The sequence below is a fragment of the Acidovorax sp. 56 genome, from assembly GCF_002749705.1.
In the GTDB taxonomy this organism is placed as follows: domain Bacteria; phylum Pseudomonadota; class Gammaproteobacteria; order Burkholderiales; family Burkholderiaceae_C; genus Acidovorax.
The window spans coordinates 1,700,141-1,726,802 of the sequence record NZ_PEEV01000001.1 but is presented as its reverse complement, the minus strand read 5'-3'; the positions used below and the strand labels follow the sequence as shown (position 1 = coordinate 1,726,802).

General features: G+C 56.9%; 20 protein-coding genes and 2 pseudogenes. 15 read left to right on the top strand and 7 right to left on the bottom strand.

The window, feature by feature from the left end; all coding sequences use genetic code 11:
* Window positions 1-71: 71 nt before the first annotated feature.
* From CLU88_RS07650 to CLU88_RS07610, 11 genes and pseudogenes are all read left to right on the top strand, one after another.
* Window positions 72-1,361 (top strand): hypothetical protein, encoded by a 1,290-nt coding sequence (locus CLU88_RS07650; protein ID WP_099656055.1) that lies wholly within the window; start codon window positions 72-74, stop codon window positions 1,359-1,361.
* 469 nt (window positions 1,362-1,830) lie between these two features.
* On the top strand, window positions 1,831-3,060 hold the full coding sequence (locus CLU88_RS07645) for a site-specific integrase (RefSeq protein ID WP_099656075.1): 1,230 nt from the start codon (window positions 1,831-1,833) through the stop codon (window positions 3,058-3,060).
* Between the two features lie 434 nt (window positions 3,061-3,494).
* Entirely contained in the window at window positions 3,495-3,986 is a 492-nt protein-coding gene (locus CLU88_RS22735; RefSeq protein WP_143225961.1) for an AlpA family transcriptional regulator, read from the top strand.
* Entirely contained in the window at window positions 3,983-6,313 is a 2,331-nt protein-coding gene (locus tag CLU88_RS07640) for a phage/plasmid primase, P4 family (protein WP_099656074.1), read from the top strand. Before CLU88_RS22735 ends, CLU88_RS07640 begins: the two co-directional genes overlap by 4 nt.
* Window positions 6,314-6,468: 155 nt before the next feature.
* Window positions 6,469-6,762 (top strand): type II toxin-antitoxin system Phd/YefM family antitoxin, encoded by a 294-nt coding sequence (locus CLU88_RS07635; protein ID WP_099656073.1) that lies wholly within the window; start codon window positions 6,469-6,471, stop codon window positions 6,760-6,762.
* Window positions 6,763-6,790: 28 nt separating this feature from the next.
* Window positions 6,791-7,177 (top strand): type II toxin-antitoxin system RelE/ParE family toxin, encoded by a 387-nt coding sequence (locus tag CLU88_RS07630; RefSeq protein WP_369827613.1) that lies wholly within the window; start codon window positions 6,791-6,793, stop codon window positions 7,175-7,177.
* 46 nt (window positions 7,178-7,223) lie between these two features.
* Window positions 7,224-8,111 (top strand): annotated as a pseudogene (locus tag CLU88_RS23500) (helicase); the annotation flags it as partial.
* A 62-nt stretch (window positions 8,112-8,173) separates the two neighbouring features.
* The gene (locus CLU88_RS23225; protein WP_233205401.1) at window positions 8,174-10,687 is read left to right on the top strand and encodes a restriction endonuclease subunit R; all 2,514 of its coding nucleotides are present in this window, start codon (window positions 8,174-8,176) and stop codon (window positions 10,685-10,687) included.
* 65 nt (window positions 10,688-10,752) lie between these two features.
* Window positions 10,753-11,319: a hypothetical protein gene (locus CLU88_RS07620; RefSeq protein ID WP_199173432.1), complete on the top strand. Its 567-nt coding sequence runs from the start codon at window positions 10,753-10,755 to the stop codon at window positions 11,317-11,319.
* A gap of 112 nt (window positions 11,320-11,431) precedes the next feature.
* A complete protein-coding gene (locus CLU88_RS07615) occupies window positions 11,432-12,157 on the top strand; it encodes a hypothetical protein (protein ID WP_199173431.1) in 726 nt (241 codons plus the stop codon).
* Window positions 12,158-12,546: 389 nt separating this feature from the next.
* A complete protein-coding gene (locus CLU88_RS07610; protein ID WP_099656071.1) occupies window positions 12,547-13,773 on the top strand; it encodes an IS110-like element ISAisp4 family transposase in 1,227 nt (408 codons plus the stop codon).
* Window positions 13,774-13,931: 158 nt separating this feature from the next.
* On the opposite strand, the gene CLU88_RS07605 is transcribed toward CLU88_RS07610, so the two are convergent.
* A complete protein-coding gene (locus tag CLU88_RS07605; protein WP_099656070.1) occupies window positions 13,932-14,243 on the bottom strand; it encodes a helix-turn-helix domain-containing protein in 312 nt (103 codons plus the stop codon).
* A gap of 423 nt (window positions 14,244-14,666) precedes the next feature.
* Here CLU88_RS07605 and CLU88_RS07600 point away from each other — a divergent pair, with 423 nt between their 5' ends.
* Entirely contained in the window at window positions 14,667-16,253 is a 1,587-nt protein-coding gene (locus CLU88_RS07600) for a flagellin (RefSeq protein WP_099656069.1), read from the top strand.
* A 1-nt stretch (window position 16,254) separates the two neighbouring features.
* Here the strand turns inward: CLU88_RS07600 and CLU88_RS07595 are convergent, their stop codons facing one another.
* The 4 genes and pseudogenes from CLU88_RS07595 to istA form a co-directional block, all read right to left on the bottom strand.
* On the bottom strand, window positions 16,255-16,749 hold the full coding sequence (locus tag CLU88_RS07595) for a DUF4124 domain-containing protein (protein WP_099656068.1): 495 nt from the start codon (window positions 16,747-16,749) through the stop codon (window positions 16,255-16,257).
* A 16-nt stretch (window positions 16,750-16,765) separates the two neighbouring features.
* Window positions 16,766-17,215 (bottom strand): annotated as a pseudogene (locus tag CLU88_RS07590) (restriction endonuclease); the annotation flags it as partial.
* 90 nt (window positions 17,216-17,305) lie between these two features.
* Entirely contained in the window at window positions 17,306-18,202 is an 897-nt protein-coding gene (gene istB, locus CLU88_RS07585; RefSeq protein WP_099656067.1) for an IS21-like element helper ATPase IstB, read from the bottom strand.
* Window positions 18,195-19,727, bottom strand: a complete 1,533-nt coding sequence (istA, locus tag CLU88_RS07580; RefSeq protein WP_099658717.1) for an IS21 family transposase — start codon at window positions 19,725-19,727, stop codon at window positions 18,195-18,197. Before istA ends, istB begins: the two co-directional genes overlap by 8 nt.
* On the opposite strand from istA, the gene CLU88_RS07575 reads away from it, so the two are divergent.
* Both CLU88_RS07575 and CLU88_RS07570 read left to right on the top strand, forming a co-directional pair.
* Complete coding sequence (locus CLU88_RS07575) at window positions 19,683-20,690, top strand: alpha/beta fold hydrolase (protein ID WP_233205399.1); 1,008 nt, start codon at window positions 19,683-19,685, stop codon at window positions 20,688-20,690. The two genes, istA and CLU88_RS07575, sit on opposite strands and share 45 nt — an antisense overlap.
* 7 nt (window positions 20,691-20,697) lie before the next feature.
* The gene (locus CLU88_RS07570) at window positions 20,698-22,065 is read left to right on the top strand and encodes a GGDEF domain-containing protein (protein ID WP_143225959.1); all 1,368 of its coding nucleotides are present in this window, start codon (window positions 20,698-20,700) and stop codon (window positions 22,063-22,065) included.
* A gap of 613 nt (window positions 22,066-22,678) precedes the next feature.
* Here the strand turns inward: CLU88_RS07570 and CLU88_RS07565 are convergent.
* Window positions 22,679-23,683 (bottom strand): hypothetical protein, encoded by a 1,005-nt coding sequence (locus CLU88_RS07565; protein WP_143225958.1) that lies wholly within the window; start codon window positions 23,681-23,683, stop codon window positions 22,679-22,681.
* Window positions 23,684-24,712: 1,029 nt separating this feature from the next.
* Between CLU88_RS07565 and CLU88_RS07560 the strand changes: the two genes are divergently transcribed.
* Window positions 24,713-25,693: a hypothetical protein gene (locus tag CLU88_RS07560; protein WP_099656063.1), complete on the top strand. Its 981-nt coding sequence runs from the start codon at window positions 24,713-24,715 to the stop codon at window positions 25,691-25,693.
* Window positions 25,694-25,839: 146 nt separating this feature from the next.
* On the opposite strand, the gene CLU88_RS07555 is transcribed toward CLU88_RS07560, so the two are convergent.
* Window positions 25,840-26,610 carry a hypothetical protein gene (locus CLU88_RS07555; protein WP_099656062.1) on the bottom strand — a complete coding sequence of 257 codons (771 nt, stop codon included), beginning with the start codon at window positions 26,608-26,610 and terminating at the stop codon, window positions 25,840-25,842.
* Window positions 26,611-26,662 lie beyond the last annotated feature (52 nt).

Below are 26,662 nucleotides of genomic sequence, written 5' to 3'. Positions count from 1 at the left end.
GTGCCGCTGCCGCATGAGCACATGGCTGGCGGGAGTTCGTTTTGAGCTGTTTTGTTTGGAGGTGCTTTGTGATGACCAACGATTCCTTGTTGCCACCGCCGCTGGAGCGGTTGCTCACTGCGCTGCTGGAGTTGCCGCCCTTGTTGCCCCTGCCTGGTTTGGTATCCCCCCAAGAAGCCGGTGACGGTGCTGCGCAGCTGGTGCTGGAAGTGCTGGACACGGCGCTGCACACCCCGCCCGCGCAGCCCCAGCGCATGGCTGCAGTGCGGTATTTCTGCAAACACGCCCGTCACCGCCTGGGCTTGTCGTCCTGGCGGGATCTTCAGGGCTTGCTGGAGCTGTACCCGCAAAGTGACGAAGGCGATGCCGAAGTGGCGCGCTTGCTATGGGGAATGGAGGCCCAGGAGCATGTACGGGCGCTGCGCTTGCTGGTGTGGTTCATGGCGGCGTATGACATCACCGAGCTGTGGCAGTGGCATGCGTGGATGGGCACAGTCGGGTTTGAAGAAGCCTTGCGGGAATCGCTCGATACGCTGGGCGCTGTGGCGGTGGTGCTGTTGTGGCAAGCCAAGTCAGGGCGCACAGACCACGCCTGGGTACAGCGGTTCGCCCGCAGGGCGCTGGGGCATTCGGTCAGCGAAGGGCCTGCCATGCTGGCTTTCAGAGATGCGGCAGAGGCGATGGGGGTGCCGCAAAGGGTGCTGGCCCGACAGGTAGCGCATTGGGAGCGGGCGGCAATGGGTGTTGACGATGCACCGGGCCTGCGGGTGCTCTGGTGGCAGTGTGTGGCCGAGGCGTTGCAGGTGCATGTAGCCCAAGAAAGCGGCACAGCAGCCAGCGGTGACGAATGGCGAGTCGATGTGTCGCCAGTACCTGCGTTGCGCTATTCAGAGGCGGGCGTGGTGCTGGAACCTCAGGCGAGGGAACTGCAAGCCAACACCCCTGTGGTCACAGCGCTGCGACTGCACCAACGGAGCTGGGCGCAAGGCTTGGGGCTGTGGCTGGAGATCCAGGGGGAGGGGCGGCTGTCGGCGGTGCACCAAACGGCCATTGCCGAGCGGTTTGAGGCGGCGGGGCACCGGGCACCACAGTTGCGGTACGTGAACGCAAATAGTGCTCACCCAGCCACATGGCTGGCGACATGGCACTGGGAAGAAACGGTGTGGGTGCCTCGGGATATGCCTGTGGCTGGTGTGAAGCGCTGGGCGTTGGAGACGGCGCTCAAGGCAACCGAGCACTGGCTGCTGATGTGCGGCATGGTGGCGCTGGCAGGAAAGCCGCTGGGGGCTGCGCTGGCGCTCGATACCGGGCTGGTGGGGGTGGATGTCAAAAGGGAAGCCACCAATGAAAAAAAGTTCTAGGGCCAGGGGCGCTAGAACTTCTTCAGGCTGGTGGGGGTGCCACTTTCTGAGCAAGAAACACCTGAAAAAGTGGGGGCGCTACTTGAGCTTCGACATCCCCTTTAGCTCTAGCGGCAGTCCAACTTCGCTCAACCAGATCCAACCGCAGCCACGAAAGCAATATGGTTAGAAAGTGGGGTAGGCAACAAAAAAGCCACCTTTCGGTGGCTTTTTTGTTTCTAAATCAAAGACTTAGAAATTTTTTATGGCGGAGAGGGCGTCCTTATAATCCGGACTCCAAAGTGGTTCAAAAGATTTCACAAAAATAGAAATTAAGCCAATAAAAACAACAACTTAAAATTGATTTTGAAATTTCTGATGTCAACTCAAGTCAAACCAATTCAACCTCTTGCAGCGATCTTTCCGTATAACAATTCGTATAACGGTTGAGTTATGCTCCCACCCGTAACAGCTACCTCAAGGCGAAAAAATGGCAAGGGCAAACAAGCTGACGCAGATGCAAGTGGCGAGGCTCAAGGAGCCCGGGTATCACGGTGACGGCGCAGGCCTTTGGCTCAAAGTAACAGCGCACGGGTCGAAGTCCTGGATCTTGCGATACACCTTTCAAGGGCGCGAGAAGTGGACTGGTTTGGGCTCCTATCCAGTGGTGACTTTGGCTGACGCTCGGGAAAAAGCGTTGATGCTCAAGCGACAGATCCTGCAGGGAACCGACCCTGTGCAACAAAAGCGCGAGGCCATGGCGCAGGCTGCCGCCGAATCGGCCAAGGCTGTTGACTTTGACTGGTGCGCCACGCAGTACATCGCCGCGCACAAGGCCGGGTGGAAAAACCCCAAACATGCCGATCAATGGGTAAACACCATCAAGACCTATGCCTCACCGGTGCTTGGAGCGGTGGCTGTTGACAAGGTGGATACGCCTCACATCATGAAAGCACTGGAGCCCATTTGGGCAACCAAGGCCGAAACCGCATCGCGGCTGAGAGGACGCCTGGAGGCAATCTTGGACTGGGCAACTGTTCGCAAATTTCGAACGGGGGAGAACCCGGCACGCTGGAAGGGACACCTCGACACGTTGCTCCCAGCCAGGAGCAAAGTTTCGCGTGTCCAGCATTTCGCCGCCCTGCCATGGAAGGATGTTGGTGACTTCATGAAAGACTTGTCAGGGCAACCAGGCATCGGTGCTCTGGCGTTGAAGTTCACGATCCTGACCGCTGCGCGATCCGGAGAGGTTCGTGGCATGACCTGGGGGGAAGTGGACCTTACCGAAAGCCTTTGGATCATCCCTGCCGAGCGGATGAAAGCAGGACGTGAACACCGCATTCCACTGAGCCCTCCGGCAGTGGCTCTGTTGAAGGAGTTGCTGCCTTTCAGACGAGAAGGGGAGCAAGTAGTGTTCCCCAGCATTCGTGACCGCAAGCCCCTGTCGGACATGACATTGACGGCTGTACTGCGCAGGATGGGACGCAACGACATGACAGTACATGGTTTTCGGTCAACATTCAGAGATTGGGCAGCAGAGGCAACGGACTACCCAGCAGAGATGGCAGAGATGGCTTTGGCACACACCGTGTCCAACAAAGTGGAGGCCGCATACCGACGTGGAGACATGTTCGACAAACGGCTCAAGATGATGAATGACTGGGCGAACATGTGCTCATCCCTCCCGCCATCCATATGCCAAGCAGCCACCTCTGGCTAACGGTGCCACCTGTCAGTTCAGTCAAAGCATCGAAATCACGTGAGTGATGTTGCATTCATAGCCTTTCTGTGGCAACCTATAGCTGTGCAAGTTGAGTAAATTCAACAACAAATCAAAACAAAGTACCAAGGTTCCTTGGTGTCTTTCTCAATGCCAACGCAGCTTGGCCCATTCGCAGCAGCCTGATCGGCGTCACCAACGACGTTGATCTGAAAATTCTGCTTATAAAGAAATAATGACGAATTAGGTCATGTCTCAATCCAGCCGCACGTGCAAAGGAGAGATATGTACATCACAAACTAATCAATATTACACAACGTTCTTCAGAAGGTTCTGAAGGTTTTCTTTATGAAATCGGCGCAATCCTTGCAGCCTAGCTATTGACAAAAAATAGCTCGAAAATTCTGCCTGAAAATTATAAAATAATGTGAGTTGTGTCCATTTCTTTTATTCCCGGTCTTGCCGTGGATATTGAGATGAACATGAGTGAATTTAATTTCATCAACGACCCCAAAAAACAGGTCATTCAAAATCGCAGCGTAAACCATACGCATCAATTTGGTGGCACAAAAACATCTGCCTCCACCATCCCCCGTAGATTGATCGACAGCAAAACGCTGGATGCAATGATCGGTCTGTCTGCATCCTCTCGCTACCGCTACATTAAAAAAGGGCTTTTACCACGGCCTGTACGCTGGCCTGGTTGTAAGAATCTCTGGGATTTTCAGGAGGTCTGTGCTTATATCGAGCGTAACAATGCGAGCGGTCGCATGGTGCCCCCTCCCCCCGACAAAGTGGAAGAAGTGGAAGGTTTGGCACACGGTATTTTTTCAGTCAATGACTTGAAAAATAAAAGTGCCGAGGTTCCCTACACTCCTTCCACCACAGAGGGAGAGCACGACGCACTTGGGGAGGAACGGTCATGAAAAAACCCTCCACTACACGCTTGCCCAGCACCCGCAAGTCAAACAAAGCAACGGATAAAAACCGCCGTGATGCCTTTCGGTTCAAGCAGGCCTTGTTGGGTAATGGTATCGCTGACTTTCTGACTGTGACTGAGGGTTCCGGAAAAAATAAGGTGCCTCATAAACATCGGGGCAAATTAAAAGGTCTCTGGGAAACACTCACCGACCTTAATAAAAAGGGCAACGCCATCTTCATGATGCCGAACCTGTCTGATGGCAAGGGCACCAAGGATGAAAACATCGCTCGGGTAAATGCCTTCTTCCTTGATTACGATGGGAATGAATGGAAGCACATTTCTTTAGACAAACTGCTGCGCAAATTCAAGCTGAAGCCGCACATTGTGGTTAAAACCTCAGAGGGGCACTATCACGTATATTGGTTGGCGCGCAGCTGTAAGCCAAATAAATTCAAGGCGATACAGAAGGCACTGGCTGATAAGTATGGTGGCGACCCCAAGGTATCGAATTTGGCGAGAGTCATGCGATTGCCCGGCACTTTTAATCATAAAGATCCAGATCGCCCATTTTTAGTCACGCTGGAGCACTGCGACAAAAGCTTGCCTTCATATTCTGCAAATGAGTTGCTGGAAGGGTTGGATTTGCAACTGGTGCAACTGCCAAAGGCTATTGAAGCCAGCGTCGAAGCAGCGGTTCTGATAAACCAAAATTCGACTTTTCGTAGTAATAAGGCGATCACAAAGGATGAGGCAATTCAATACCTCCAGCAGATTGATCCAAGTGATCGCGATATTTGGATCAAGGTGGCTATGGCGTTGAAGTCGTCGTTTGATAACGGTGGACTGGAATTGTTCTTGCCGTGGTCTGCACAATCCAAAAAGTACGACGAAGAGGAAGCAAAGCGCCAATGGAAAAGCATTAGCGCCAAAGGAGGCGTTACCGGGGACACTCTGCGCTACCTGGCACGCCAGGGAGGGGGCGCGTCCAACGTGAGCTGGTCGCGTGGCCCAGAGAACATGCTTGACTTTGCTTCGATGCTCGTCCAAGACCTGAGCGAGCGCTTGAAGTACTCCCCCATCGAGGATCGTTGGTATGCCTTTATCTCAGGCATTTGGCTGTCACAGAAAGCCAGCGTCGAGGGCGTGGTTCGGCAATATCTTCAGGATTTTGTTCGTGAGAACCCTCGTCATCCCTTGAGCACAAGGCTTGCAAGCATCGCAGGGATGACAGAGGTCATGCGCTTTGCCAGCACTGACTCACGGTGCCATATCAGGTCTGACGTTTTCGACGCACGTGTGGACACCGTGGCGGTGGAAATCCCTGAAGGAATGGGCGGGCAAAAATATGCTGCCATGGACCTAACCACCGGTGTGGTTCGACAAGCAATGCCAGGGGATTTTTTGAGCAAACCTATGGGGGCAACCTTCATTCCTGGTGCGAACTGTCCTCGCTTTTTGACATTTTTGAGCCAGATTACCGGTGAAGATGGTCAACTGCTTGAGGCGCTGCACATTGCTTTCGGCTATGCCATGTTCGGTCACGTCCGAGATCAAGTGATGTTCATTCTGATCGGCGAAGGATCGAACGGAAAAGGTGTTTTGCTCAACACGATGAAACATGTCTTTGGGGCGTACGCCACCACCGTTAGCTACTCGCTGCTCAAGAAGCACAACACCAACCCCAATGCGCCAACGCCCGCGTTGGCTCCCATGGTAGGTGCACGACTCGTGCAGTCGTCTGAGTTTGGTGAAGGGGAAAAGCTGGAGGAGGCTTTGGTCAAAAATATCACCGGCTCTGACCCTATCAGCTATCGCCAGAACTATGGCTCGCAGACCACGTTCAAGCCGCAATGCAAGATCTTCCTGAGTAGCAACTACTTCCCCCGCATCTCGTTTGAGCATGAGGCCATGTGGCGTCGCCTGTTCGCCATCCGCTTCACCAAGAAGTTTGCCGGGGATCAGTGCAACAGCAACCTCGAAGAACAACTCAAGGCGGAGGCCTCGGGCATTCTGAACTGGTTGATCGAGGGTGCCGTGAAGTACCACCGCTTAGGTAAGCTGCTCTGGCCTGAATCCACCTTGAAATACCTGAACGCTCTGAAGCAAGGCGCTGATACGGTGGGTACTTGGCTCAAGAACAGTTGTCGCCAGGTTGAAGGAGGTGCGGTTGCTGCATCCGAAGCCTACGCCAGCTACAAACTGTTTACCAGGAACAACAATCAGTCTCCTATCGGGGTCAAAGAGTTCAAGGACGTGATGGTCAAAAAGGGCTATCAAGCAAAGCGTCGCAATTCCGGCAACGTGTTTGTCGGCCTGGTCATCAACGAGTGACTTAGTTTGACAACGCCTTGGGGTAGTGCCGACAAGGGTGCTGCCCCATCAGTGCCACCTGTTCTCGGAAAACTAACGCAGCGTTATGTTCCAAGACGGGTGGCACGCTGTAGACTGTACAAAATTCTGCACTATCTGCGTCACCCGGAGGCCCCATGGCAATCTCAGCCAGCGACGTGATCCCCCTGTCCCACGCTCGTGCCAACTTTTCTGAGTTGGCGGAGGATGTGCGAGCGGGTGCCGAGAAGATCATCACCAAAAACGGTGAAGCGTTCATCGCCATCATTGATGCGAAACGCCTCGACTACTACCACCAGCTAGAGCGTGAGCGCATCCATCTGCTGCTGATCGACGAGGCATCCAAGGGCCTGGATGACGTGGTTGCCGGGCGCACGCAAGATGCTCGTGCAGCACTGACAACCATCAAAAAACGACGCGCAGCTGCTTGAGTACCGTTGGCATCCCATGACCAACCGCGTGACCATCAAACTCACCGCCAATTTTGAGCGGAACTTGGCCGACATTGAACAGTTCCTGACCGAGGCAGAAGCCCCTCAGGCATTCGACGGACTGATCGACGAGTTACTCGGCACGGTGCTGCCCAACCTTGAACGGTTTCCCGAGCTAGGCAGGCCGTTTTTCAATCGGGCCGTCGGCTCTGCTGAGGCTACCAACGCCACTGCCGCACTGAAAGCCAAGCTGGCTGATCTGGTGGACACCTCGTTGACCAGCTTGCGTGAGTACGTGATGAGCCACTACTTGGTGCTGTACGTGCAGGTTGAAGACACCCTTTTCCTGCTGTCGATCAAGCACCACAAGCAACTGTCATTCGACTTCGAGGGGCATTGGGGAGGCAGTGCGTGAGCGAAGCAAAAAGAATCAACGGGATGTCGAGCGAGGGGGGGACGCAATGAAGTTTGTCAGTAACGCTGGATCTGATCGGGTTTTGGACCTGATCCGCCCCTGGCTCAAGCCCAACCATCGGATGGACATGGTGTCGCCATCCTTCTCTCTGTATGCCTTCTCCGAAGTCTTGACAGAGCTGCCTCACCTGTCGAATGCGCGCCTGGTGGTGCCACCAACCTCCACCGCACCAACAAAGGGCACAGAGCAGGAGCAGTTGGGCTTGTTGGGGACAGCGGCTGACCGAGCCTCCCGAAACAAGTTGCAGGCTCCCTGGCTTGCGAGAAAGTTGGCTGCCTGGCTTGAAAGCAAAGCCGATGTTCGTCACGCCAGCGGCCCCATTCCCCAGGGCACGTTGGTTCTGAGGGATGCACAAGGCTCCGCACAACAGGCTGCGCTCGGCTCCTTTTCGTTCAGCAGCGAAGGCTTGGGCGTCACCCCCGGCAACCCTCTCAGCTTGATTCAGGCGTCCGAAAGCCCTGCTGAAGCGCAAATGCTCAGCCAGTGGTTTGACATGCAATGGGCCACGCTGAAGGAGCACCCCCAAGCCAAAGCCGACCTGATCGCAGCGGTCAAAAGCCTCTCTGCCCATCGAGACGCCACCAGCGTGTATGCGTTGATGCTGCAGCGCCTGTTTGCCTCCAGCGGTGACGGTCTTGACGAGGAGCGTATCGTCAAATCGGCCACAGGCATTCGCAACACAGTGGTTTGGAAGAAGCTGTACAAGTTCCAGCGGGATGGCGTCGTGGGGGCCATTGACAAGCTGGAGCGGTTTGGCGGCTGCATCATCGCTGACAGCGTTGGCTTGGGGAAAACGTTCGAGGCGCTGGCGATCATTAAGTACCACGAGCTACGCAACGACAGAGTGCTGGTGCTTTGCCCGAAACGCCTGCGGGACAACTGGACGCTCTACAAGGCCAGGTGCGTAACTTTGCGACCAGCCCGAACATCCAGATCATGGTCATCACGGTTGGTGCCATCAACAAGTTCGGGGATGAAGCCGCCGCGCTGGCAGAAGAGTCGGACGAGGCCAAACGCCGGGAAAAGTCGAAGAACAAGATGTACCGCGCCAGTGAGAAAACGGGTGGTGAGCGCCCCATCGACCTGATTCGCGGCACTCAACCCATTTTGATCGTGGATGAGCCACAGAGCGTGGACGGCGGCATTGACGGCAAAGGCAAGAAAGCCTTGGCCCACATGTCACCCCTTTGCACCTTGCGCTATTCGGCTACGCACGTTGACAAGCACAACATGGTGTACCGCTTAGACGCCGTGGATGCGTATGAGCAGCGACTTGTGAAGCAGATCGAGGTGGCAGCCGCTACGGTGCAAGGGGGCAACAACAAGCCCTACGTAAAGCTGCTGGCAGTCAGCAACAAGCGTGGTGTCATCACGGCCAGCATCGAGGTGGACCGTGAGAACGCAGCCGGTGTGGTGCGTCGTGATGCCATCACAGTGCAAGACGGGTTCGACCTGGAGCAGGAGACGGGCCGCCCGCTGTACGCCGACATCCGTATCGGTGAGATCCGTACCGCTAAGGGCGATCAGTACCTGGAGCTGAAAGTGCCTGGCAGCGAGTTGTACCTGCGGGTGGGTGAAGCCTGGGGCGATGTGGACGCCAGTGCTATCCAACGCGAAATGATCCGCCGCACCATCAAGGAGCACCTGGACAAGGAAAAACGGCTGCGCCCGCTGGGTGTGAAGGTGCTGAGCCTGTTCTTCATCGACGAGGTGGCGAAGTACCGCCAGTACGACGACCAAGGCAACCCGGTGAAGGGGGACTACGCCTTGATGTTCGAGGAAGAATACAAACGCTGGGCACGTCACCCCGACTACCAAAGCCTGTTTGCCGAGGTGGACCTGAGCATGGCCGCCCACGAGGTACACAACGGCTACTTCTCCATCGACAAGAAAAAGATCGGTGGCAAAACAGTGGAGATGGTCAAGGACACCAGTGGCAGCACAGCGGCTGACGATGACACCTACAACCTCATCATGCGCGACAAAGAAAAGCTGCTGAGCTTTGAGTCGCCATTGAAGTTCATCTTCTCGCACTCTGCCCTGAAGGAGGGCTGGGACAACCCCAACGTCTTCCAGATCTGCAACTTCTCAACCCGCGAAACCGAGCGTTGGCGCAGGCAAACGATTGGCCGGGGCTTGCGGCTGTGCGTGAACCAAAAGGGTGAGCGACTGCGCGGCTTTGAGGTCAATACACTGACGGTGATTGCTACCGAGAGCTATGAACAGTTCGCGGAGAACCTGCAGAAAGACATCGAGAAAGACACAGGCATTCAGTTTGGCGTGGTGCAAGACCATGAATTCGCAGGCATTGCGGTTGTGCAAGCTGCCGGTGACGTGCAACCGCTGGGCTTTGAGGCATCCAAGGCCCTGTGGGCTCACCTGAAGGCCGAGGGCTACATCAATGACAAGGGTAAGGTACAGGACACGCTGAAAACTGCCCTGAAGGATGGCACCCTGTCGTTGCCCAATGAGTTCGAGGCACAACGTCAGCAAGTCGTCGCGGTGTTGAAGAAGCTGTCAGGCAAGCTCGAAGTCAAGAACGCCGATGACCGCAAACCCATTGCAGTGCGTAAGTCGGTGCTGGTCAGCCCGGAGTTCCGCGCCTTGTGGGATCGAATCAAACACAAAACCACATACCGGGTGCAGTTTGACAACGAGAAGCTGACTGAGAGTTGCATTGAAGCCTTGAACGATGCTCCCCCCGTAGCAAAAACCCGGCTGCAGTGGAAGAAGGCGGGCATGGCGATTGGTAAGGCGGGCGTTGATGCGTCCTTGATCTCCGTGTCTGATTCGATCACTTTGAACGAGGGTGACATTGAACTGCCCGACGTTCTGACGGAGCTGCAGGATCGAACGCACCTCACCCGCAAAACGATTGCTCGCATTCTGACCGAATGCCACCGGCTGAACGACTTCAAGCGCAACCCGCAGCAGTTCATCGAGTTGGCTGCGGATGCCATCAACCGCTGCAAGCGGCTGGCGTTGGTGGACGGCATCAAGTACCAGCGACTTGGCGATGAGCATTTCTATGCCCAGGAGCTTTTCGAGACCGAAGAGCTGACGGGCTACCTGAAGAACCTGGTGCAGGACACCACGAAATCGGTTTACGAACACGTGGTGTATGACTCAACGGTCGAGCGTGACTTCGCCGAGGCGTTGGAGCGTAATGAGGCCATCAAGGTCTATGCCAAGCTTCCCGGCTGGTTCAAAGTACCTACTCCATTGGGAACCTACAACCCCGACTGGGCCGTGCTGGTGGAGCGCGATGGTCAGGAGATGCTGTACTTTGTGGTGGAAACCAAGAGCAGCCTGTTCGATGACGACTTGCGTGATGCAGAAAGCGCCCGGATCAAGTGCGGCACGGCGCATTTCAAGGCGCTTGCGGTGGGCGAAAACCCAGCTATCTATCGCAAGCTCAAGGATGTGGATGGGCTGCTGGAGCAAAAATGATCGAGCCATATTGCGCCACGACTTCTGTCGAAATTGGCGGTAAAGCTCACTAAACGGAGGATATCGTGGGCTTAAACTTATCTGACTTCAACAGAATATTTAGAATCCTTCTGGCCTTCAATGCAACCTCATTGCTTGTAATTACCTTCCTTGTCCAGAAAGGGTACGCTTTGCCGTACTTCTTTCCTGACATTAAGTATTTAGCTGAACTCCCAAACTACCTTTCATATATTCTCTACATGGTGGTGCCTATCATCTTTACCGGTCTAAGCCTTTGGCTGGGAAAACTACTCGGGAAGGACGAATTCAAGAAGGGGCAAGTTGCCAGCATCGAACACGCAAACAACAGCTTTCTTCCTAGCTACCTTGGTTATTTTTTTGTGGCATTAAGTATCGGCAACTGGGAAACACTCTTCTTTGTATATGGCGTTCTATTTTTATTTACTTATAAATCACAGGCGCTGTACTTTAATCCCCTTTTTTTGCTGTACGGGTACGATTTCTACACCATAAAAACGAGTGCGGGAGCGTCGATATTTCTTATTAGCAAGGAAAAATATAAGACACCAGATGATGTTGTTATACAGCGGGCATTTCGGATCAACAACTACACTTTTTTAGAGAGGGGGTGATTTGATGGATCATGTGATCGCGAAGGTGAAGAGACTCCGGAAAGAGACTCATTTCAAGCTTATTTCGGACAAAACTCTGTATGAGGCTGTGAAATTAGATCCGAAGTTGTGCGTGGCATACAAAACCGACCATAACTTGGACGAAGATGCATGGTTTGTTGTCAAAGACTTATCTGTTCAGGAGTACTGCCCAGGCTTTGCAAAGCAACCCTTTGACATAAAGAACTACAACGATCTGCCAAAGAGTAGATTCACTGACATCACCTACCTTTGCGCCGTTCAAGGTGAGGATCTGTATTTTCAAAAAGTAACGCCCTCCTTGTTCCTAAAACAGAAGACCATCTATTTCGGCGATGCAGCAGAAGTCGATGACAACAAGCAGAGGCTTGTAGTCAACTCTCAGCCAGATGCGGTCTACTATCCAGCGATTGATACACTCGCCTTCAAGAGTCTTGCAACTATATCCAGCATATTTCCTGGTATTGACGAACTCTACAAAGAAGCTACACAGGAAGAGGTTCGCCATTTCCTGAAAGAGCCATTTATAAAGCTCACAAATGGTTTCGACGCAGAGAAAGTTTCAAAACCTAATCGTAAGCGAATCGCGCTAGCACTAGAAACATTGGCCGCACTGCCTGCACAAGACAAGCAGGCTATGATTTCATATATCAACGCATACTGCCAGAACTCACTCACTCTTGACGCAAAAACAGGTCAATTTGAGATTCCAGGGGATGGAGAGCTAAAGCTGCTAGTTTACGGTATTGAGCAGCGGTTCTATACCACGCAGATTGGTCAGGAGAAACGCATCGCGAATTCAGTACAAGCTTTTGGCTGAGATCACTTATGCCTACGCTTCTGAATATCTGTCTGACGTGGTGATCACTGGAGATGGGTTACTCATCTCTGAGTGATCTCCTGGACTAACTGTCATGACCCAGTTGGTTCACCCTGGATGATGGAAGACACTGCAAGCGTGCGGGCCAGCACGGGTAGAGGTCGGTCAATTCTTTGATGGCACTTGACCGCGATCGCTAACTTGACCCGCTGCCGACCACTCGTACCCAGGATTGCCTGCGGGCGTTGCCCAGACCCAGCCGGGTCAGAGCGCGCCTGACAGCCCACATTAAAGAGAGCCGCCGGGGCAAGCCCGGCAGGCCGTTGGTCGGCGGCACCTTGGCTGGTCCGCACGCTTGTAATTGTCATTCAAGCTGCAGGAGAGCCGCAATGGATTTGACCCCGATGCACAAGCGCGTCATTGCGCTGGACGTTCACCAGGCCAAGATCACGGCCTGCGCCGTTATCGAACATGACGATGGCCGGCTCGAGGTCACCAAGCGAGACTTCGGCGCCTTCAAACGCGACCGCCGCGCCTTGGCGCAGTGGGCGCTGGAGATGGCCCCTGAGGTCGTGGTGATGGAGAGCACAGGGGTGTATTGGAAGAGCCCGTTTGCGGCGCTGGAGGCGGTGGGCCTGATCGCGTGGGTGGTCAACGCGCGGCATGTCAAGGCCGTGCCCGGTCGCAAGACCGACATGGCCGATGCGCAGTGGCTCGCTACGCTGGCGCGTGCAGGTTTGCTGCGCGCCTCGTTCATCCCGCCGGTGCAGATGCGCCAGCTTCGCTTGGTGGCACGCCAGCGTCAGAAGCTGGTGGGCATGTGCAGCGCCGAGAAGAACCGGCTGCACAAGGTGCTGGTGGACGCGGGCATTCGCATCAACGTGCTGGTGGCCGACATCCACGGACAGAGCGCGCGCGCCATGGTCAAAGCCTTGATTGCGGGCCAGCCCATGCACGAGGTGCTGGACCACAAGGGTCGGCTGCGAGCGAGCCGTCAAGAACTGTGCGAGGCCTTGAGCACCGAGCAGTTCAGCGCAGTGCACCGCTTCGTGGCCCAGGAGATCATGCAGCACATTGAGCAGATCGAGCAGCGCATCGCCCGCATGGACCAGTACCTGCTGCAGGGCCTGCGGCCCTGGCAGCCGCAGCTCAGGCTGCTGCAGACCCTGCCGGGCATCGACGAGCAGGGTGCGGCCATGCTGCTGGTGGAGATTGGCGCGGACATGAGCGTGTTCGGCAGTGCTGAGCGCCTGGCCAGTTGGGTGGGCATCTGCCCGGGCAACAACGAGAGCGCCGGCAAGCGCAAAACCGGGCGCATCCGCAAGGGCAACGCCTGGGTCAGAAGGCTGCTGTGCGAGTTCGCCCAGGCTGCAGCACGAACGCGCTGCGCACTCAAGGCCAAGTTTGACGCGCTGACCATCCGAAAAGGCCGCAAGAAGTCGGTGGTGGCCCTGGCCCACAAGATGCTGCGCACCATCTATGCCATGCTCAGCAACGGCAGTCACTACCAGGACAAGGAGGTCGATTACGAGGCGCTGAACGTTCAGCGCAACGCGCCGCGCTGGATCAAAATGCTGCGCAAGCACGGCTTCATCGCCACGCCCGCTGCCGCCTGAGACTCGATCAGCCCGCTGACCTTGCGGCCCTGGCCTGCCTCAGGTCAGGTGTCGGCACGTACGGTGGCAGGTGTCTTCCACATTAAGGGGGAGGGAGGTCAACACAACTAGCCAATAATGCGCACTCGTAGTTCAGAGTCGCAGGCATCTACAGCTGCCTATGAATCGGACAGCAACTTCAGGATATTTTGGCGCAGGGGTGATCCCGCCTTCTTGTACGCGAGAAGTAGCTCTGCAATGTCATCATCCTCATCCGCAAAGAAGAAAGCCACAGGCACATTCAGCACCTTGGCTAATTTGCGCGCGGTGAGCAAGTCAGGCCGGTGGATGCCCAGCTCGTAACGATTGATCCGCGTGCTCGCTACGAAGGCATCAATCCCAGCTTCGATACCCAGCATTTTTTGAGACAAGCCAGCGTTAAGCCTAGCTTGCTTGAGCCTGGCTCCCCACCGTTGATCCGCCTCTGACATCTCTCGTCCCATAGGACTACGAGAGTCGTAGTTATGCGGGCTTGTCGATACTACGAGTTGCGTTGTACAGGCCGTACAACCTGACGATGAACGCGGCCAGCACCTCTTCAGTGGCTCGCCAGGAAGTGCTGAGCACGATAGCGTGCTGAAAGCCCCGGGCTGTCACCCTGCCTCCCCCGATTTTCCCTCGAAGCTACGAATTGCGTAGCTATCACCAGCTACTTCCTGCCTTTGATGGCTGCCTATCTGAATATTCTCAATGACTACGATTTACGTAGTTTTAGGGCGAAGGTCGAGATGGCCTGTAGCAGCAGGAGGAGCATCAATGACGGGGAGGCAGACTTCGAACGGACTGAGGAATGCGCTCATTGGCGTTGGTGCGATAGGGGCCGTTGCGGCGAGGATTGAAGCAGCGGGAATGGCATGGCGCTGACCATTTCCACCAACGTTCTTTCGCTGAATGCGCAGCGCAACTTGAGCGCGAACCAGGCAGGCCTGGCTACGACCATGCAGCGCCTGTCTTCGGGCCTGCGTGTCAACACGGCCAAGGACGACGCGGCGGGTTTGGCGATCAGTGAACGCATGCTCACGCAGGTCAAGGGCATGGACGCCGCCAAGCGCAATGCTAACGACGGAATCTCGCTGGCTCAGGTGGCCGAGGGTTCCATGCAGAAGATGACCGACATCTTGCAACGTGGCCGCGAGCTGGCAGTACAGGCAGCCAACGGAACCAACTCTCGGAGTGACCGACAAGCCCTGTTCGCCGAATACGCTCAACTGCTCCAAGAGTTTGAACGCATGTCTCAGACGGCCAACTTTAATGGTCACAAGCTTTTGGACGGCAGCTTCACCGCGCAGACGTTTCAGGTGGGAGCCAACGCTGGGCAGACCATTGATGTGTCAGTGCCAGCGTTGAAGGAAAGCACTGTTGGTGTTTACGGTAGGTTTCTAGAAGACTCTTTCGTGTTGTCGCGTGGGGCTTCACAAGGATTCAATAACTGGGTTGCTACCTCACTACCCGCAGGAAGGACCTTTGGCATTGATGGTGTTGAATTTCCTGGAGACGGCATATTATCAATGGCCGACCTTGCAGAAAAACTGAAATCCAATTCACCTAACGAGGTAGCAATAGAAGCTAAAACAAAAATATCTTTGGTCATCCCCCCGAATCCGAATGGCTTGGTGACAATCAGTCTCGTTGCTGGCGAAGATTACAGCAAAGCGCGAACGCTCTCATTAAATTGGGATGGCTCTAGTGCGGCAGGGTTGGCTGCTATGCGCTCAATCAATGAGCTATCTAGCATCACGGGTATTCGGGCAGAGGATTTCCGTCCTGCTGAATTGCCTAGTGGCGCTACTGATTTAAATGGAGATCCAGTCAACTATCCGATTTTTCGCCTAGTGAGCGATACAGGAGAAAACATACATGTACTAAATAATTCCAACCCAGCTGCGTTTGTCAGCTTGGCAGATGCCAACTATAGTGAATATGGAGTTTCATACAGTTGGTTCTATGGTGCTAATTCCATGTTGGGCAGCGGGCAGTTTGGAATTGATGACGCATATGCTATTGGGGATATTTCGTACGTGTCTGATTCCCCAATTTCATTAAAGTGGGATGGTGGTTATGACGTTGATGGAAATGAAATCGGCCTCTTACCATCCAACGGCTGGTTTTCCGCCAAACAGACAACAATAGATCAGATATCTTTTGATTCCACAGCGGATGCAAGTCGATCTTTACGTATCTTTGATGCGGCCATCAACCAAGTATCAAGAGCTCGTGCTGACCTGGGTGCTGTGCAGTCACGCTTTGAAGCCACCATTGCCAACTTGGAAATCTCGTCAGAAAACACCGCAGCCGCCCGCGCACGTATCGTCGATGCCGACTTTGCCCAAGAGACGGCACAGCTAGCTCGCCAGCAAATCCTGCAAAACGCAGGCACCGCCATGGTGGCGCAAGCCAATGCAGTGCCGGAGCAGGTGCTGACCCTGCTCAAGGGGATCTGAGCTAGCAGTTCAGGTTGTTGAACTGTTTGCGGGCCTTGTACAGCTCCACGTCTGCCAGGGCTTTTTCGGTGGGAGTGGCTGTGGCTGTGGCTGCTCGCTGCTTGAGTTCTGGCAGTTCGGTATCCAGCCGGGTGCATTCCGCCTTGTCTCTGGGGCTGAGTTTGAATCGGTGCTTGTAGACCTGGTACTGCTCAGGGCTCATTCCCGTCAGTGGCTTCAAGGCATCGGCCATCAAGGCATTGTGTTCAGCCCGCTGCACATCAGCACCCTTGCGGCTGGCACCGGTCATTTTGTCCATGCCTTGTGTGGGTGTCGTGTCGATTTCCTTGGCCCCCATGCAAGGTGCATCCGAGTAGCTCACCTTGCCTGCCGTCTCGCAGCGGTAGACGGGCTTTTGTGCGTGGGCAGAGAGACTGAAGCTCAACAAGCCCAGCAGGGCGAACGACCAATGAAGGTGGCGGGTCAGGTTCAAACGTGAAGAAGACAAGAAGCGCATTGGTTTCAAACTCGAACTAGCTGGCAGCTACGGTTCCCCGGCATTTGGGGTAGGTGGTGCAGCCCCAGAACGTGTTGCCTGCATTGGCCCCCTGTCTGGCGGTGCGCAGTGCCATAGAGGCACCACAACGTGGGCATTCAGGTTGGGCAGGAGCCTTGGCGGTAGCCTGGGGAGCTTGGATTGTCGATTGGGGGTGAGGTGCCGGGCTCCCCATTGAGCTGGGAATCTCGCGTTGTGCGGCTGCTGGTTTGCCTTGGGCGCCCCGTGCCTGCTGAATCATGGCAAAGAGCCGGGGGCCATCAACGAGTTCGATGTTGCGCCCTTGGGCGAAGTCTTTGGCATCGCTCGTGAACCGCCCCGAGGTGACGACAAAGCCGCCCGTAGCACCTTTGGCAGCCATGACGCCATAGAGTTCACGCACGGTGGTCACGCCCACCTTGTAGGCCTTCCATTGTTTGCACTGCACTGTTAGTGCCAGTGCAATCGTGATCAGCAGTGCCAGTCGAACATTGACCAGGGGCTAGAGCTGGTTCCATTTGAAGCCAGCTGTGGATAACTATAGGGTGGATGCTTCTGTAGGGCCTCCTTTTTTTGAACTGATGGTTGGTATTGCCGAGCCGTCAGGCGAGGCCCCTTCCTCCGCGGTCTCGCTAACCTGGGCCGCTGCTGCCTTCTTGGTCTGCTCACGGGCCTTGATGCGCCCCTTGGCTTCGTGCGTGCTGTGGCGGAAGCGGTAGGACTCGTTGCCCGTCTCGATGATGTGGCAGTGATGGGTCAAGCGATCCAGCAACGCAGTGGTCATCTTGGCATCGCCGAACACCGTGGACCACTCCGCGAACGTCAGGTTGGTGGTGATCATCACGCTGGTGTGCTCGTACAGCTTGGACAGCAGGTGGAACAACAAGGCGCCACCGGCCTGGCTGAAGGGCAGGTAACCCAACTCGTCGAGCACGACCAGGTCCATGCGCACCAGACTCATGGCGATGCGTCCGGCACGGCCCTGGCTCTTCTCATGCTCCAGGGCATTGACCAGATCGACCGTGGAGTAGAACCGCACTCGCTTGGCGTGTCGGGTGAGCCCAGCAATTCCCATCGCCGTGGCCCGGTGGGTTTTGCCAGTGCCTGGGCCGCCGACTAGCACCACGTTCTGCGCATCCTGCGTGAACGAGAGGTCCGCCAGTTTCTGGATCAACGCGCGGTCGACCGGCGCGACGGTGACGTCGAACCCAGCCAGGTCGCGGTGCATCGGGAAGCGTGCCGCCTTCATCTGGTGGGCGATGGAACGCATCGCCCGATCAGCATCTTCAGCCTGCAGCAGGTGCTCCACCAGCCAGCGTGATGCGGCCAGGGTCGTATCGCCGCCTTGCTCCGTCAGATCGGCCCAGGCCGTGGCCATGCCGTTGAGCCGCAGCGCCTTCAGTTGGGCCTGTACATCGATGGAGGTCTCACGCATGGCCCACCTCCTGCCCGTCCAGATGATCCTGGTGGGTGGGGCGCAGCCGGTCATAACGCGCGGTGTCGGCCTTGGGCGCCTGGGTGAGTTGCAAGGACGTCTGCGCCTGCGCCGGCGTGGCAGGGTTGTTCAAGCGGGCCAGCACGTTGCGCACGTGCTCCACGCTGATACTGCCACTGGGGGCCCTGCCTTCGAGTACCAGCTCGATGGCCACCAGCACCGCTTCCAGCCCGGCCTGCGGCACCACGGCCAGCACCTGTGCCATGACCCGGTCTCCTCCAGGGTGCCTGAGCAGCGACTGGCGCAAACGCAGCAACGGCGCCGGAAGGTCCAGGAACGGCGTGCCATTGCGCAATGCGCCCGGTTTGCGCTGCACCAGGTCGATGTAGTGCTGCCAGTCGTAGCTGGTCTGGCCACTGCCCGGCAGCCGGGCATGGCTGGCTACGACGGCATCTGCGGCCGCCACATCGATTCGTTCGGGATAGACGCGGGTGCTGACGATGTGGCCGGCCCACTCGCACGGCACGGAGTAACGGTTGCGCGCGGCGGCCACCAGGCAGGTGCTGCTGACCCGGGCCAGCCGCTCGACGTAGCCGTTGAAGGGGGCCGGCATGGCCATGAGGTGAGGCTTCTCCAGCTCCCACATCTCGGCCACGGTGAACTGCCGATGGATCGGGTGCGTGGTGTCGCTCCACACCGAACGACATCGCTCGCTCAGCCAGGCATTGAGTTCGATGAACGAGCCGAAGCGACGGGTCGCGGCTTCGATCCAGATGCGCCTGCGGCTGTCCTGCACGTTCTTCTCCACCACCCCCTTCTCCCAGCCCGAGGCGACGTTGCAGAAGTCGGCGTCGAACAGGTAGTGGCTGCACATGGCTGCGAAGCGCGCGTTGACCGTGCGCTGCTTGCCGCGCTGCACCTTGTCCACGGCGGTGCGCATGTTGTCGTAGATGCCGCGCCGGGTGACACCGCCAAGCGCCTGGAACGAGCGGGTGTGCGCGTCGAACAGCATCTCATGGCCCTGGCTGGGGTAGGCCACCAGCCAGAAGGCACGGCTGGCGCACAGCTTCAGGTGCGCCACTTGCACGTTGTAGAACACGCCGCCGACGAGCATGGCTTCGACGCTCCAGTCGAACTGGAAGGCCTCGCCCAGCTCGAAGCTCATCGGAACGAACGCCTTGGCCGGACTGGTTGCTGACTCCACCCGCCAGCGCCGGATGTAGTCGGTGACGGCGCTGTAGCCGCCGCGGTAGCCTTGGGCCTGTATCTGAGCAAACAAGGCACGGCCGCTGCGCCGTCCATGCTTGGGGCGATGGCTGTCGGTTGTGAGCGCTTGATGCAGGATCGGCTCGAACGCAGTTAGCTTGCCATCGAGCTTCACCCGCTCGTACTTCGGGGCAACATCGCCGGGCGCCTTGAGCCACTTCTTGACCGTGTTGCGCGACAGGCCCGTGCGCTTTGCGATCTCGCTGAGGGAGAGTTGGTCGCGCAGCCTCATGCGCCTGACCTTGCCAATCATGTCCATGGTGATCACCTTGAATCCCTGCTGAAATTCTCAGCAGGTCAGTGGAACACCCTGGTCAATATTGGATTGGCACTTTGCGGTTTAGCTGGTCAAGTTTGCATCGGCACCAACATTCTGCCAAGATGGCCGTGCTTTTTTTACAACTCTATTCGTGTTCCTATTTTCATGACAATTTCCCAACGTCTGCAAGCCACTTGGAGTGGTAACGGCGAGCGTGTACTGGCACTGAGCCATGGTTTTGGCTCCGATCAGACTGCCTGGAACCAGATCCGCCCTGCGCTGGATGCTGGGTTCCGTGTGTTGTCCTATAACCTGGCCGGCTGTGGTGATGAGGGGGCCAGTAGCTACAAACCCGAAGTTCACGGCTCTCTTTTTGGGTATGCCGATGAGCTCCTCGCCCTGTTGGATGAACAGGGCCTGCAAAAAGTGAGCTACGTGGGCCACTCGGTGAGCGGAATGATCGGCATGATCGCCGCCAGCGCCCGGCCCGAGCTGTTTGAGCGTCTGGTGCTGCTACAGCCCTCGCCGTGCTATCTGAACGATGCTGTCACCGGCTACGTGGGGGGATTCCAGCAGGGCGACCTGGACGCGCTTTACGCTGCCATGGCCACCAATTACCAAAGCTGGGCCGCCGGTTTTGTACCTATGGTCATGGGCGTAGACGATGCGCACGTACTCGCGCGCTTCAGTGAGACCCTGTTCAAGATCCGCCCTGACATTGCGCGCCACATTCTGCGTATGATTTTTCAATCTGATCACCGCGACTTGGTCCCTCGTGTGATCACACCCACCCACTTTCTTCACAGCCGTAAGGATGCAGCAGTGCCGGTGGACGTGGCGCAGTGGCTGCATGCGCAGATACCCGGCAGTGTGTTGGAGATTCTGGAGCTCGAAGGTCACTTGCCTCATCTGACTCAGCCCGCGGTGGTCGCAAACGCAGTGCTGCGTCATCTCGCTGCCTAATCCGCCTATGCCCAACGGCCTCCATGCAGATGCCATATCCGCGCTGCTCACCTTGGGGCGTGAGCTCACGCACGCCAGCTTGACTGCTGCGCTGGTGCAGCGTGCAGCGGACGAGGTGGCGCCACTAGGCTTCGAGCCCCCACTAAGCTTAACGTTAGCCCCTGTGTGGCACTGGCGACTGCCGGTTTCACCCATAGTCGCGGCCACCGGCTTGCTGCCTTTGCCAATGCACCAGCTGCCCAGCCAAATTAGGACCGGCCTACCCTTTGTGCCCGCGATTGCCTGTTACCTCGATTGCACTTCCTGGGGCGAGCAGGTACTGGGAGGGCTGCTGTTTTTGTGGGATTCAGCCAAGGCGCATCATGTACCTGCCCTGGTGGGGGCGCGGGGGGGGGAGCATCCGGTGTTGCTGCTGCGGCAGGTGTACGCGCGCTTGCTAGACGGTAGGGAGCTGGCGGTGCATACAGCCGAGTCGGACGCGCAGTTTCACGATATTTTCAACAGTGTGCCCCAGGGCATCGTGGTGGTGGCGGCGCATGCCCAGGTCAACGAGGTCGCATCTTCGCTGTTGAAGATTCCGGTTGGACAGGTCGAAGTAGAAGTGCTGGGTCAGGCAATGCGCGCTGCCCGCAGTCGCTGTTACAACTCGACTGCGCTAGACCAGGCCTACCAACCCCTTCAGCAGTCGCTAGATGCCGAGGTGGTAGTGGACTGGCAGCTCGATGACCGCATCTGGCGCGTGGACACACATCCAATCCTGCGCAGCGGTTACAACGGACGGGTCTGGCTGTTCCAAGACGTCACGGCGCAGATCAAGCTGGAGCGTATGTTGCGCCGTGAAGCATCGCATGATCCTCTGACTGGACTATTCAATCGCCGTGCTTTTTTTGACCGGGCGCAGGAGTATTACCAAACAAGGGGGCCACTGCCTGTGGAAGCGGATGGTGCTGTGCCTGGTGCGCAGATGGCTCTGCTGATGTTTGATATTGATCACTTCAAAAAGGTCAACGACACATACGGCCACCCAGTGGGTGACCAAGTGCTCAAAGAGGTGGCGCGCCGCGCCCAGGCCCAATTGCGCGAGGGCGATGTACTCGCCCGTTATGGGGGTGAGGAGTTCATTGTCTTGTTGATCCACTGCAGCTCGGAGGTTGCACGGGCTGCGGCCGAACGTCTACGCTTGGCCATGCAGGCCAAGCCGTTCCAGGTGGATGGCGTGGACATCGAGGTACGCATCAGTGTGGGCCTAGCGTTGCGACGCGATGAGGCGGAGACCTTGGCCGAGGTTATAGAGCGAGCTGATCAGAACCTTTACCGCGCCAAACGCGAGGGACGTAACCGCGTGGTGGACGGATGTGGACTGCTCCCGATCTAGTAGACAAACCCCAGCCTCAAGCCGAGGCGCGTTCAAACGCCTCGGGGCTGATGCCGCCGAGATGGCTGTGGCGGCGGGTTCGGTTGTAGCGGCTCAGATACGACAAGGTGGTCAGGACCATCACTAAGTTTGACCCTCAGGGAAAGGGGCTTGAGCATGTTTATGTTCACTGGTTCGCTCCAGAAAGTTCTCCGGCCAGGAGTGAAGCCCTCGATGAGACCTGCCATTGGGCGGGACGACGACCAGAGCACCTTCGTCCGCTCTGCGATGACATGCTTGTGCTCGCCCCAGACAGTCCAACTCGAGAGGGGGTTCATTGGGACGGAATGACCCAGCCGGACTAAGGGTTTGCTATTGGTTGTACTTCGCTAGCAGCAAGTTCACCCGACCGCCTTACGCGCATTTATGCTGATGCCCCGGCAGCAAAGTCTCCTCCGGATCAAAGCGGTCATTGGAGACTGCAGCGCCGACTGACTGTAAACAGCCTGAAGGAGACGCGACGCTCCGACTTGTTCTAGTCGTTTGCAGGCGGCAGGGAATTATTGATGGCTATAGCTCCAATAGGTGCTCGCAGGTCCCGAGACTCAGCCTTTCACGACTCCCATCACAGAGCCTACCGGCTGTCGACGTGATTCACGTCCAACATTTTGATAGCCTGCGCCAAGAACTGATCTCCAGGTATCCAGTTCTTATCAAGTTTTTTCCCGATTCCGCCCTGCGCGAAGTCGCATTTGTAAGTCTTCGCGCGGAGCTGATCAGCTGTCATAGTGGGCAAAGCCAAGCGCCAGTTCATGAGGCCGACAACTATCGCGCCACTATCCTTGCGACATTGCTCGAGCAGGTCATCAAGCGACAGCAGAAAACGGTAGTTCTTACCTTGGTCTACCCGTTGCACGGCGCCGTTGCGAATTCGGCGCGAAAGGGTATCCAGGCTGACCAGGCTTTGCCGGACTGCTGGCCAGTGATTGGCGAAGCGGTGTTCAATAGATTCAGGCAAGTCCCCGAAGGAAAACCACAACATCGCCGGGTCCTTATCAAGCCACGCACTAGGTTTGCTGACCTCAGGAGCGATGTAGATGATTCGGGCATTCCTGACTTCCCCGAGAGCCTGTGGCAGACCGCCTTCGGGAACGCGCAACGCCTGCTCGAGCATTGCTGTTACCGTTTTGTATTTGCCCGTTTCCTGAGAAGCTGAAGCGATCGACTGAAGTTCTTCAATCAAAAAGGCCGCCGAGTTCCTCTCGGCGATGGTGTCCTGCAAACGTCTGTAGATATCAGATTGCTCTTCGCGGAACGAGGTATCTGTGGTTTTAAGCTCAACTAGCAGAAGATCGTTCTTCGAACGACTGAACATCAGCCAGTCGATGTTGGTCGACTGGTTGTTCCCAGATTCGTCAAGCCGCATCTTACGAATGGGAAACTCAGGGCATAGTGACACAAGGTCCTCGTCTAGGGCGGCTGACAAGGCTTCCGCTAGAAAGAAGCCAAGTATTGGCCCGATGGAGCGTTCCACCTGGACCTTCGGAATCATGGAGCCTTGCATAAGTTGCGCCATAAGGGCTTCGAAAAATTCTGTCTCAGTCGGATCGTTGGCTGGCGCGGTGGATGGTCGTGACATGACGTTTTCCTTTCTAAAAATCGTCTATCTCTATTCTTTTGAGCGAGCGTTTTGTTTAGCTGTTTTGCGAGAATTTTTTCCAGACTTTCACCATTGCAAAAGTGTCCAGATTGCAATAAAAGAAGAGCTGCCCACTGATTTTCACTACCTGTAGCTGTAGGCGCACCGCCCGATTGCGGGGTTGGACTATCCGTGCGATGTCATCGACTGCCCCAAGCTCAAGTTTGCTCGCAGCAAGCGAAGTGGCATTGGCTCGTGAAGACGAGGCTCAGCCCAGATGAGCTGTAGTGAACTGGTGAGATATTCAGATGCAAGGCAACGCCCTCTGAGCGAGGCTAGAACATTCAAATAAGCCCACTCCCAATGACGCGTCGGCAGTGGAAATGTGATTCCATTCTCCTGTCTGATCGGGATGTACGGGCTCCGCTCAAGCGAAGGACTCTACCTACGGGTGGAGAATGCGCGCGAGGCGACTCCGGTTTAAGTCTGGAGTCGCCTCTGCAGCGGTTGCTGCCGATCGTCTTTCAGTCCCAGCTAGCAGCCGAGATAAGGAGCCGACTCTCATGCAAGACTATTTGGGTCACGCCTGATGTCCGGTCTAGGATACACAGTCGACATTGGCAGCGCGCGCCTCGCGAATTCCCTGTCGACCGTCTGCTCTTGACGCCCCCCAACAGGTGAATTCGACCCTCAGGTGACATACGTCGAACTGATCTCGTTACCGCATAGCTGACGGTCGTCCCTCCGCAAGCGGCACCCATTAGGGGATCCGCAGTGGAGTGCGCACATTGGCAGTCCGCCCTAGGAGCGATTGAGGTCCGGCACACGACCTGAGACCGTGCTGGCTCAGCCATTCGGGAGCCCAGCATGGGCGCCATCGGCAGGCAGTCCCAGCGGGCGACCGACGGCGCCCCGTCCCACCACTTGCGCCACGGACCGGAACTGCAGTGTGGGTTTAGCGCACTGCGAACTTGGCGACGGTGCGACGTTGCGGAGAAACGGCCGGCAACGCTTCGATAATGAACGTCGATGCGACGTATCGACCAAGCCCTACTGCGATTCTTGCTTCCCACGCTCTTGGCGCGAGCCTGCCCGGGCACAGTTCACCGCTCCGGCGACGAAGGCATGAAGGTGAACTGCTTCAACGTAATCATGCCCGAACAGGTTGCGCGTCCACGTACCGTGCTGGTAGGCATCACGGGATCTACCGTCCAAGGGCTGGAGTTCGACGGCCACAGTCATAGGCGCCCCGTCAGCATTCACCTTGACGCGATTGACGCCGCCGTGCTCCAAGTCACGCACTTCTACGGGCTCGATGAAGTGCGATATGAAGGCATTCTCCATCTAGCACTCGGGCAAGGAACCAAGTGGCCGTATGTTTGGCTCCGCGCGCTGCGCGTACAGCGTTGGGTTCTGCAGAAACTGTTCAATGCCCGTCACATGAAGCTTGGCGATCGCCTGACCATCCTGACGGACGTTGCTGATCTCACCTCGCAGGGCGTAGACAGAATTGGCGCCCTTGAGGTAATGAGCCATCGATATGGCGCCCGTTGGGCAGGCCACCCGAACTGGCAGGCGTTCCAGGAGCGCCTGGACAAGCAACTGCAGTTGCTTGCCGAGGCTGGCGACCTGTCGACATCGGACAATTTCAGTTTCCGCTTGACTGGTCAGGGCGTACGGACCCTAGATGAGCGGCGAGACGCCTCTCGGAAGCATGGCGCCAACTGGTGGATGCAATTCGCGGGGTGGCTTGTCGCTGCAGCCGCCCTAGTGTTCGCCGCGGCACAGGCGAATTTCCTGAAGTTGCCCACTGTGCTCGACTTGCAGAAAGAGAAGGCCGACGGTGGTGAGGCGGCGAGTGCAGACGGTACCGCCGCGTCTCAACCGTCTTTGGCAGATACTGCGGTTGTGCCGCCCAGCAAGGCCTCGGCCCCTTTGGCGGTTACGTCCCCCGCAACGGCCGCGTCAGCGTCTGGACTCCAGCCGGCCTCGGCTGCTAAGTCTCGGTGACGTTAGCCTCACTGCCGCTTCTGTTCGCCCTCCAGCTTTTGGTCGTACCGTAACTCATTGAAGCTTTGCTCAACCTCGCGCAACAGGGCCATGAACTCCAATCGTTTCGACGTGGGGCCCAACCGAGTGAGCCCTGGTGACGGTCTTCAGCCACCCTTTGAGAAGTACGAGAGCAGAAACGGCCCGACCGTGCTCGCCAACGTCCAGCCGCGCTCGACGAGGTTGCCAATCTTGTCCAAGTTGTCGCAGACCTCGGCTGTCTTCTCGATGACCTCTCCCGCCTGTCTGAGCACGCCCTTCGCCTCGTCAGAGGCTTCAGCGGCTTCGGCCCGCAGCCGCTTGTCCTCGACCTGCAAGTCACCGACGACCTTGCGCATCGCGTCCTTCAAGGGTCGCGCGCCCTGCACCCGATACACCCGCAGCGCAGCACGGATGGTGTCCACCTGACGTTGAATGAAGTCGTGCAGGTACGGCGACATTTCCGTGTCCTGCAAGGCGGCCTCAAGAGCGGCCAGCTTCTCACGAAGCGCCGTCATGTCTTCGGCGGGCATGTCGCCCTCGTCTTCGTCGCGCAGCGCCCACTCGGCCCACTCGAACACCTTGCGGCATTCGGGCGGCTGAATGTTGCCTCGGTGCCCGTGCCAGCTGGAGTGAAGCTGACCCGGCGCTGCCACCTGCCGCAGTCGCTCGAACGCAGGGCTGGTCAGGTTCATCGGCACGCCGATAGCGTCGAGTCGCTGGCGAGTAAGCGTGATCTCCGAGCGCAGGGCCATGAGACAAGCCGTAACATCGTCTTCGCAATGCGGGTTGTCCTTGTCGATTTCCAGCACGTCGGCCCAGGTCTTGACCATCGGCTGGTCGTTCTGCTGCGCGGCGAGCTTGTCGTAGATGCGGTGCAGGCGTGCGGCGGAGTTCATTGGTAGGCAAGAAAGCTGACGTTGAATGGTAATCCCCCCAATAACCAGTGCT

Coding starts and splice junctions, on each gene's coding strand:
- CLU88_RS07650 (WP_099656055.1), top strand. CDS start 72: ATGACCAACGATTCCTTGTTGCCACCGCCGCTGGAGCGGTTGCTCACT.
- CLU88_RS07645 (WP_099656075.1), top strand. CDS start 1,831: ATGGCAAGGGCAAACAAGCTGACGCAGATGCAAGTGGCGAGGCTCAAG.
- CLU88_RS07640 (WP_099656074.1), top strand. CDS start 3,983: ATGAAAAAACCCTCCACTACACGCTTGCCCAGCACCCGCAAGTCAAAC.
- CLU88_RS07635 (WP_099656073.1), top strand. CDS start 6,469: ATGGCAATCTCAGCCAGCGACGTGATCCCCCTGTCCCACGCTCGTGCC.
- CLU88_RS23225 (WP_233205401.1), top strand. CDS start 8,174: ATGGTCATCACGGTTGGTGCCATCAACAAGTTCGGGGATGAAGCCGCC.
- CLU88_RS07610 (WP_099656071.1), top strand. CDS start 12,547: ATGGATTTGACCCCGATGCACAAGCGCGTCATTGCGCTGGACGTTCAC.
- CLU88_RS07605 (WP_099656070.1), bottom strand. CDS start 14,243: ATGTCAGAGGCGGATCAACGGTGGGGAGCCAGGCTCAAGCAAGCTAGG.
- CLU88_RS07600 (WP_099656069.1), top strand. CDS start 14,667: ATGGCGCTGACCATTTCCACCAACGTTCTTTCGCTGAATGCGCAGCGC.
- CLU88_RS07595 (WP_099656068.1), bottom strand. CDS start 16,749: ATGCGCTTCTTGTCTTCTTCACGTTTGAACCTGACCCGCCACCTTCAT.
- istB (WP_099656067.1), bottom strand. CDS start 18,202: ATGCGTGAGACCTCCATCGATGTACAGGCCCAACTGAAGGCGCTGCGG.
- istA (WP_099658717.1), bottom strand. CDS start 19,727: ATGGACATGATTGGCAAGGTCAGGCGCATGAGGCTGCGCGACCAACTC.
- CLU88_RS07570 (WP_143225959.1), top strand. CDS start 20,698: ATGCCCAACGGCCTCCATGCAGATGCCATATCCGCGCTGCTCACCTTG.
- CLU88_RS07565 (WP_143225958.1), bottom strand. CDS start 23,683: ATGTCACGACCATCCACCGCGCCAGCCAACGATCCGACTGAGACAGAA.
- CLU88_RS07560 (WP_099656063.1), top strand. CDS start 24,713: ATGCGACGTATCGACCAAGCCCTACTGCGATTCTTGCTTCCCACGCTC.
- CLU88_RS07555 (WP_099656062.1), bottom strand. CDS start 26,610: ATGAACTCCGCCGCACGCCTGCACCGCATCTACGACAAGCTCGCCGCG.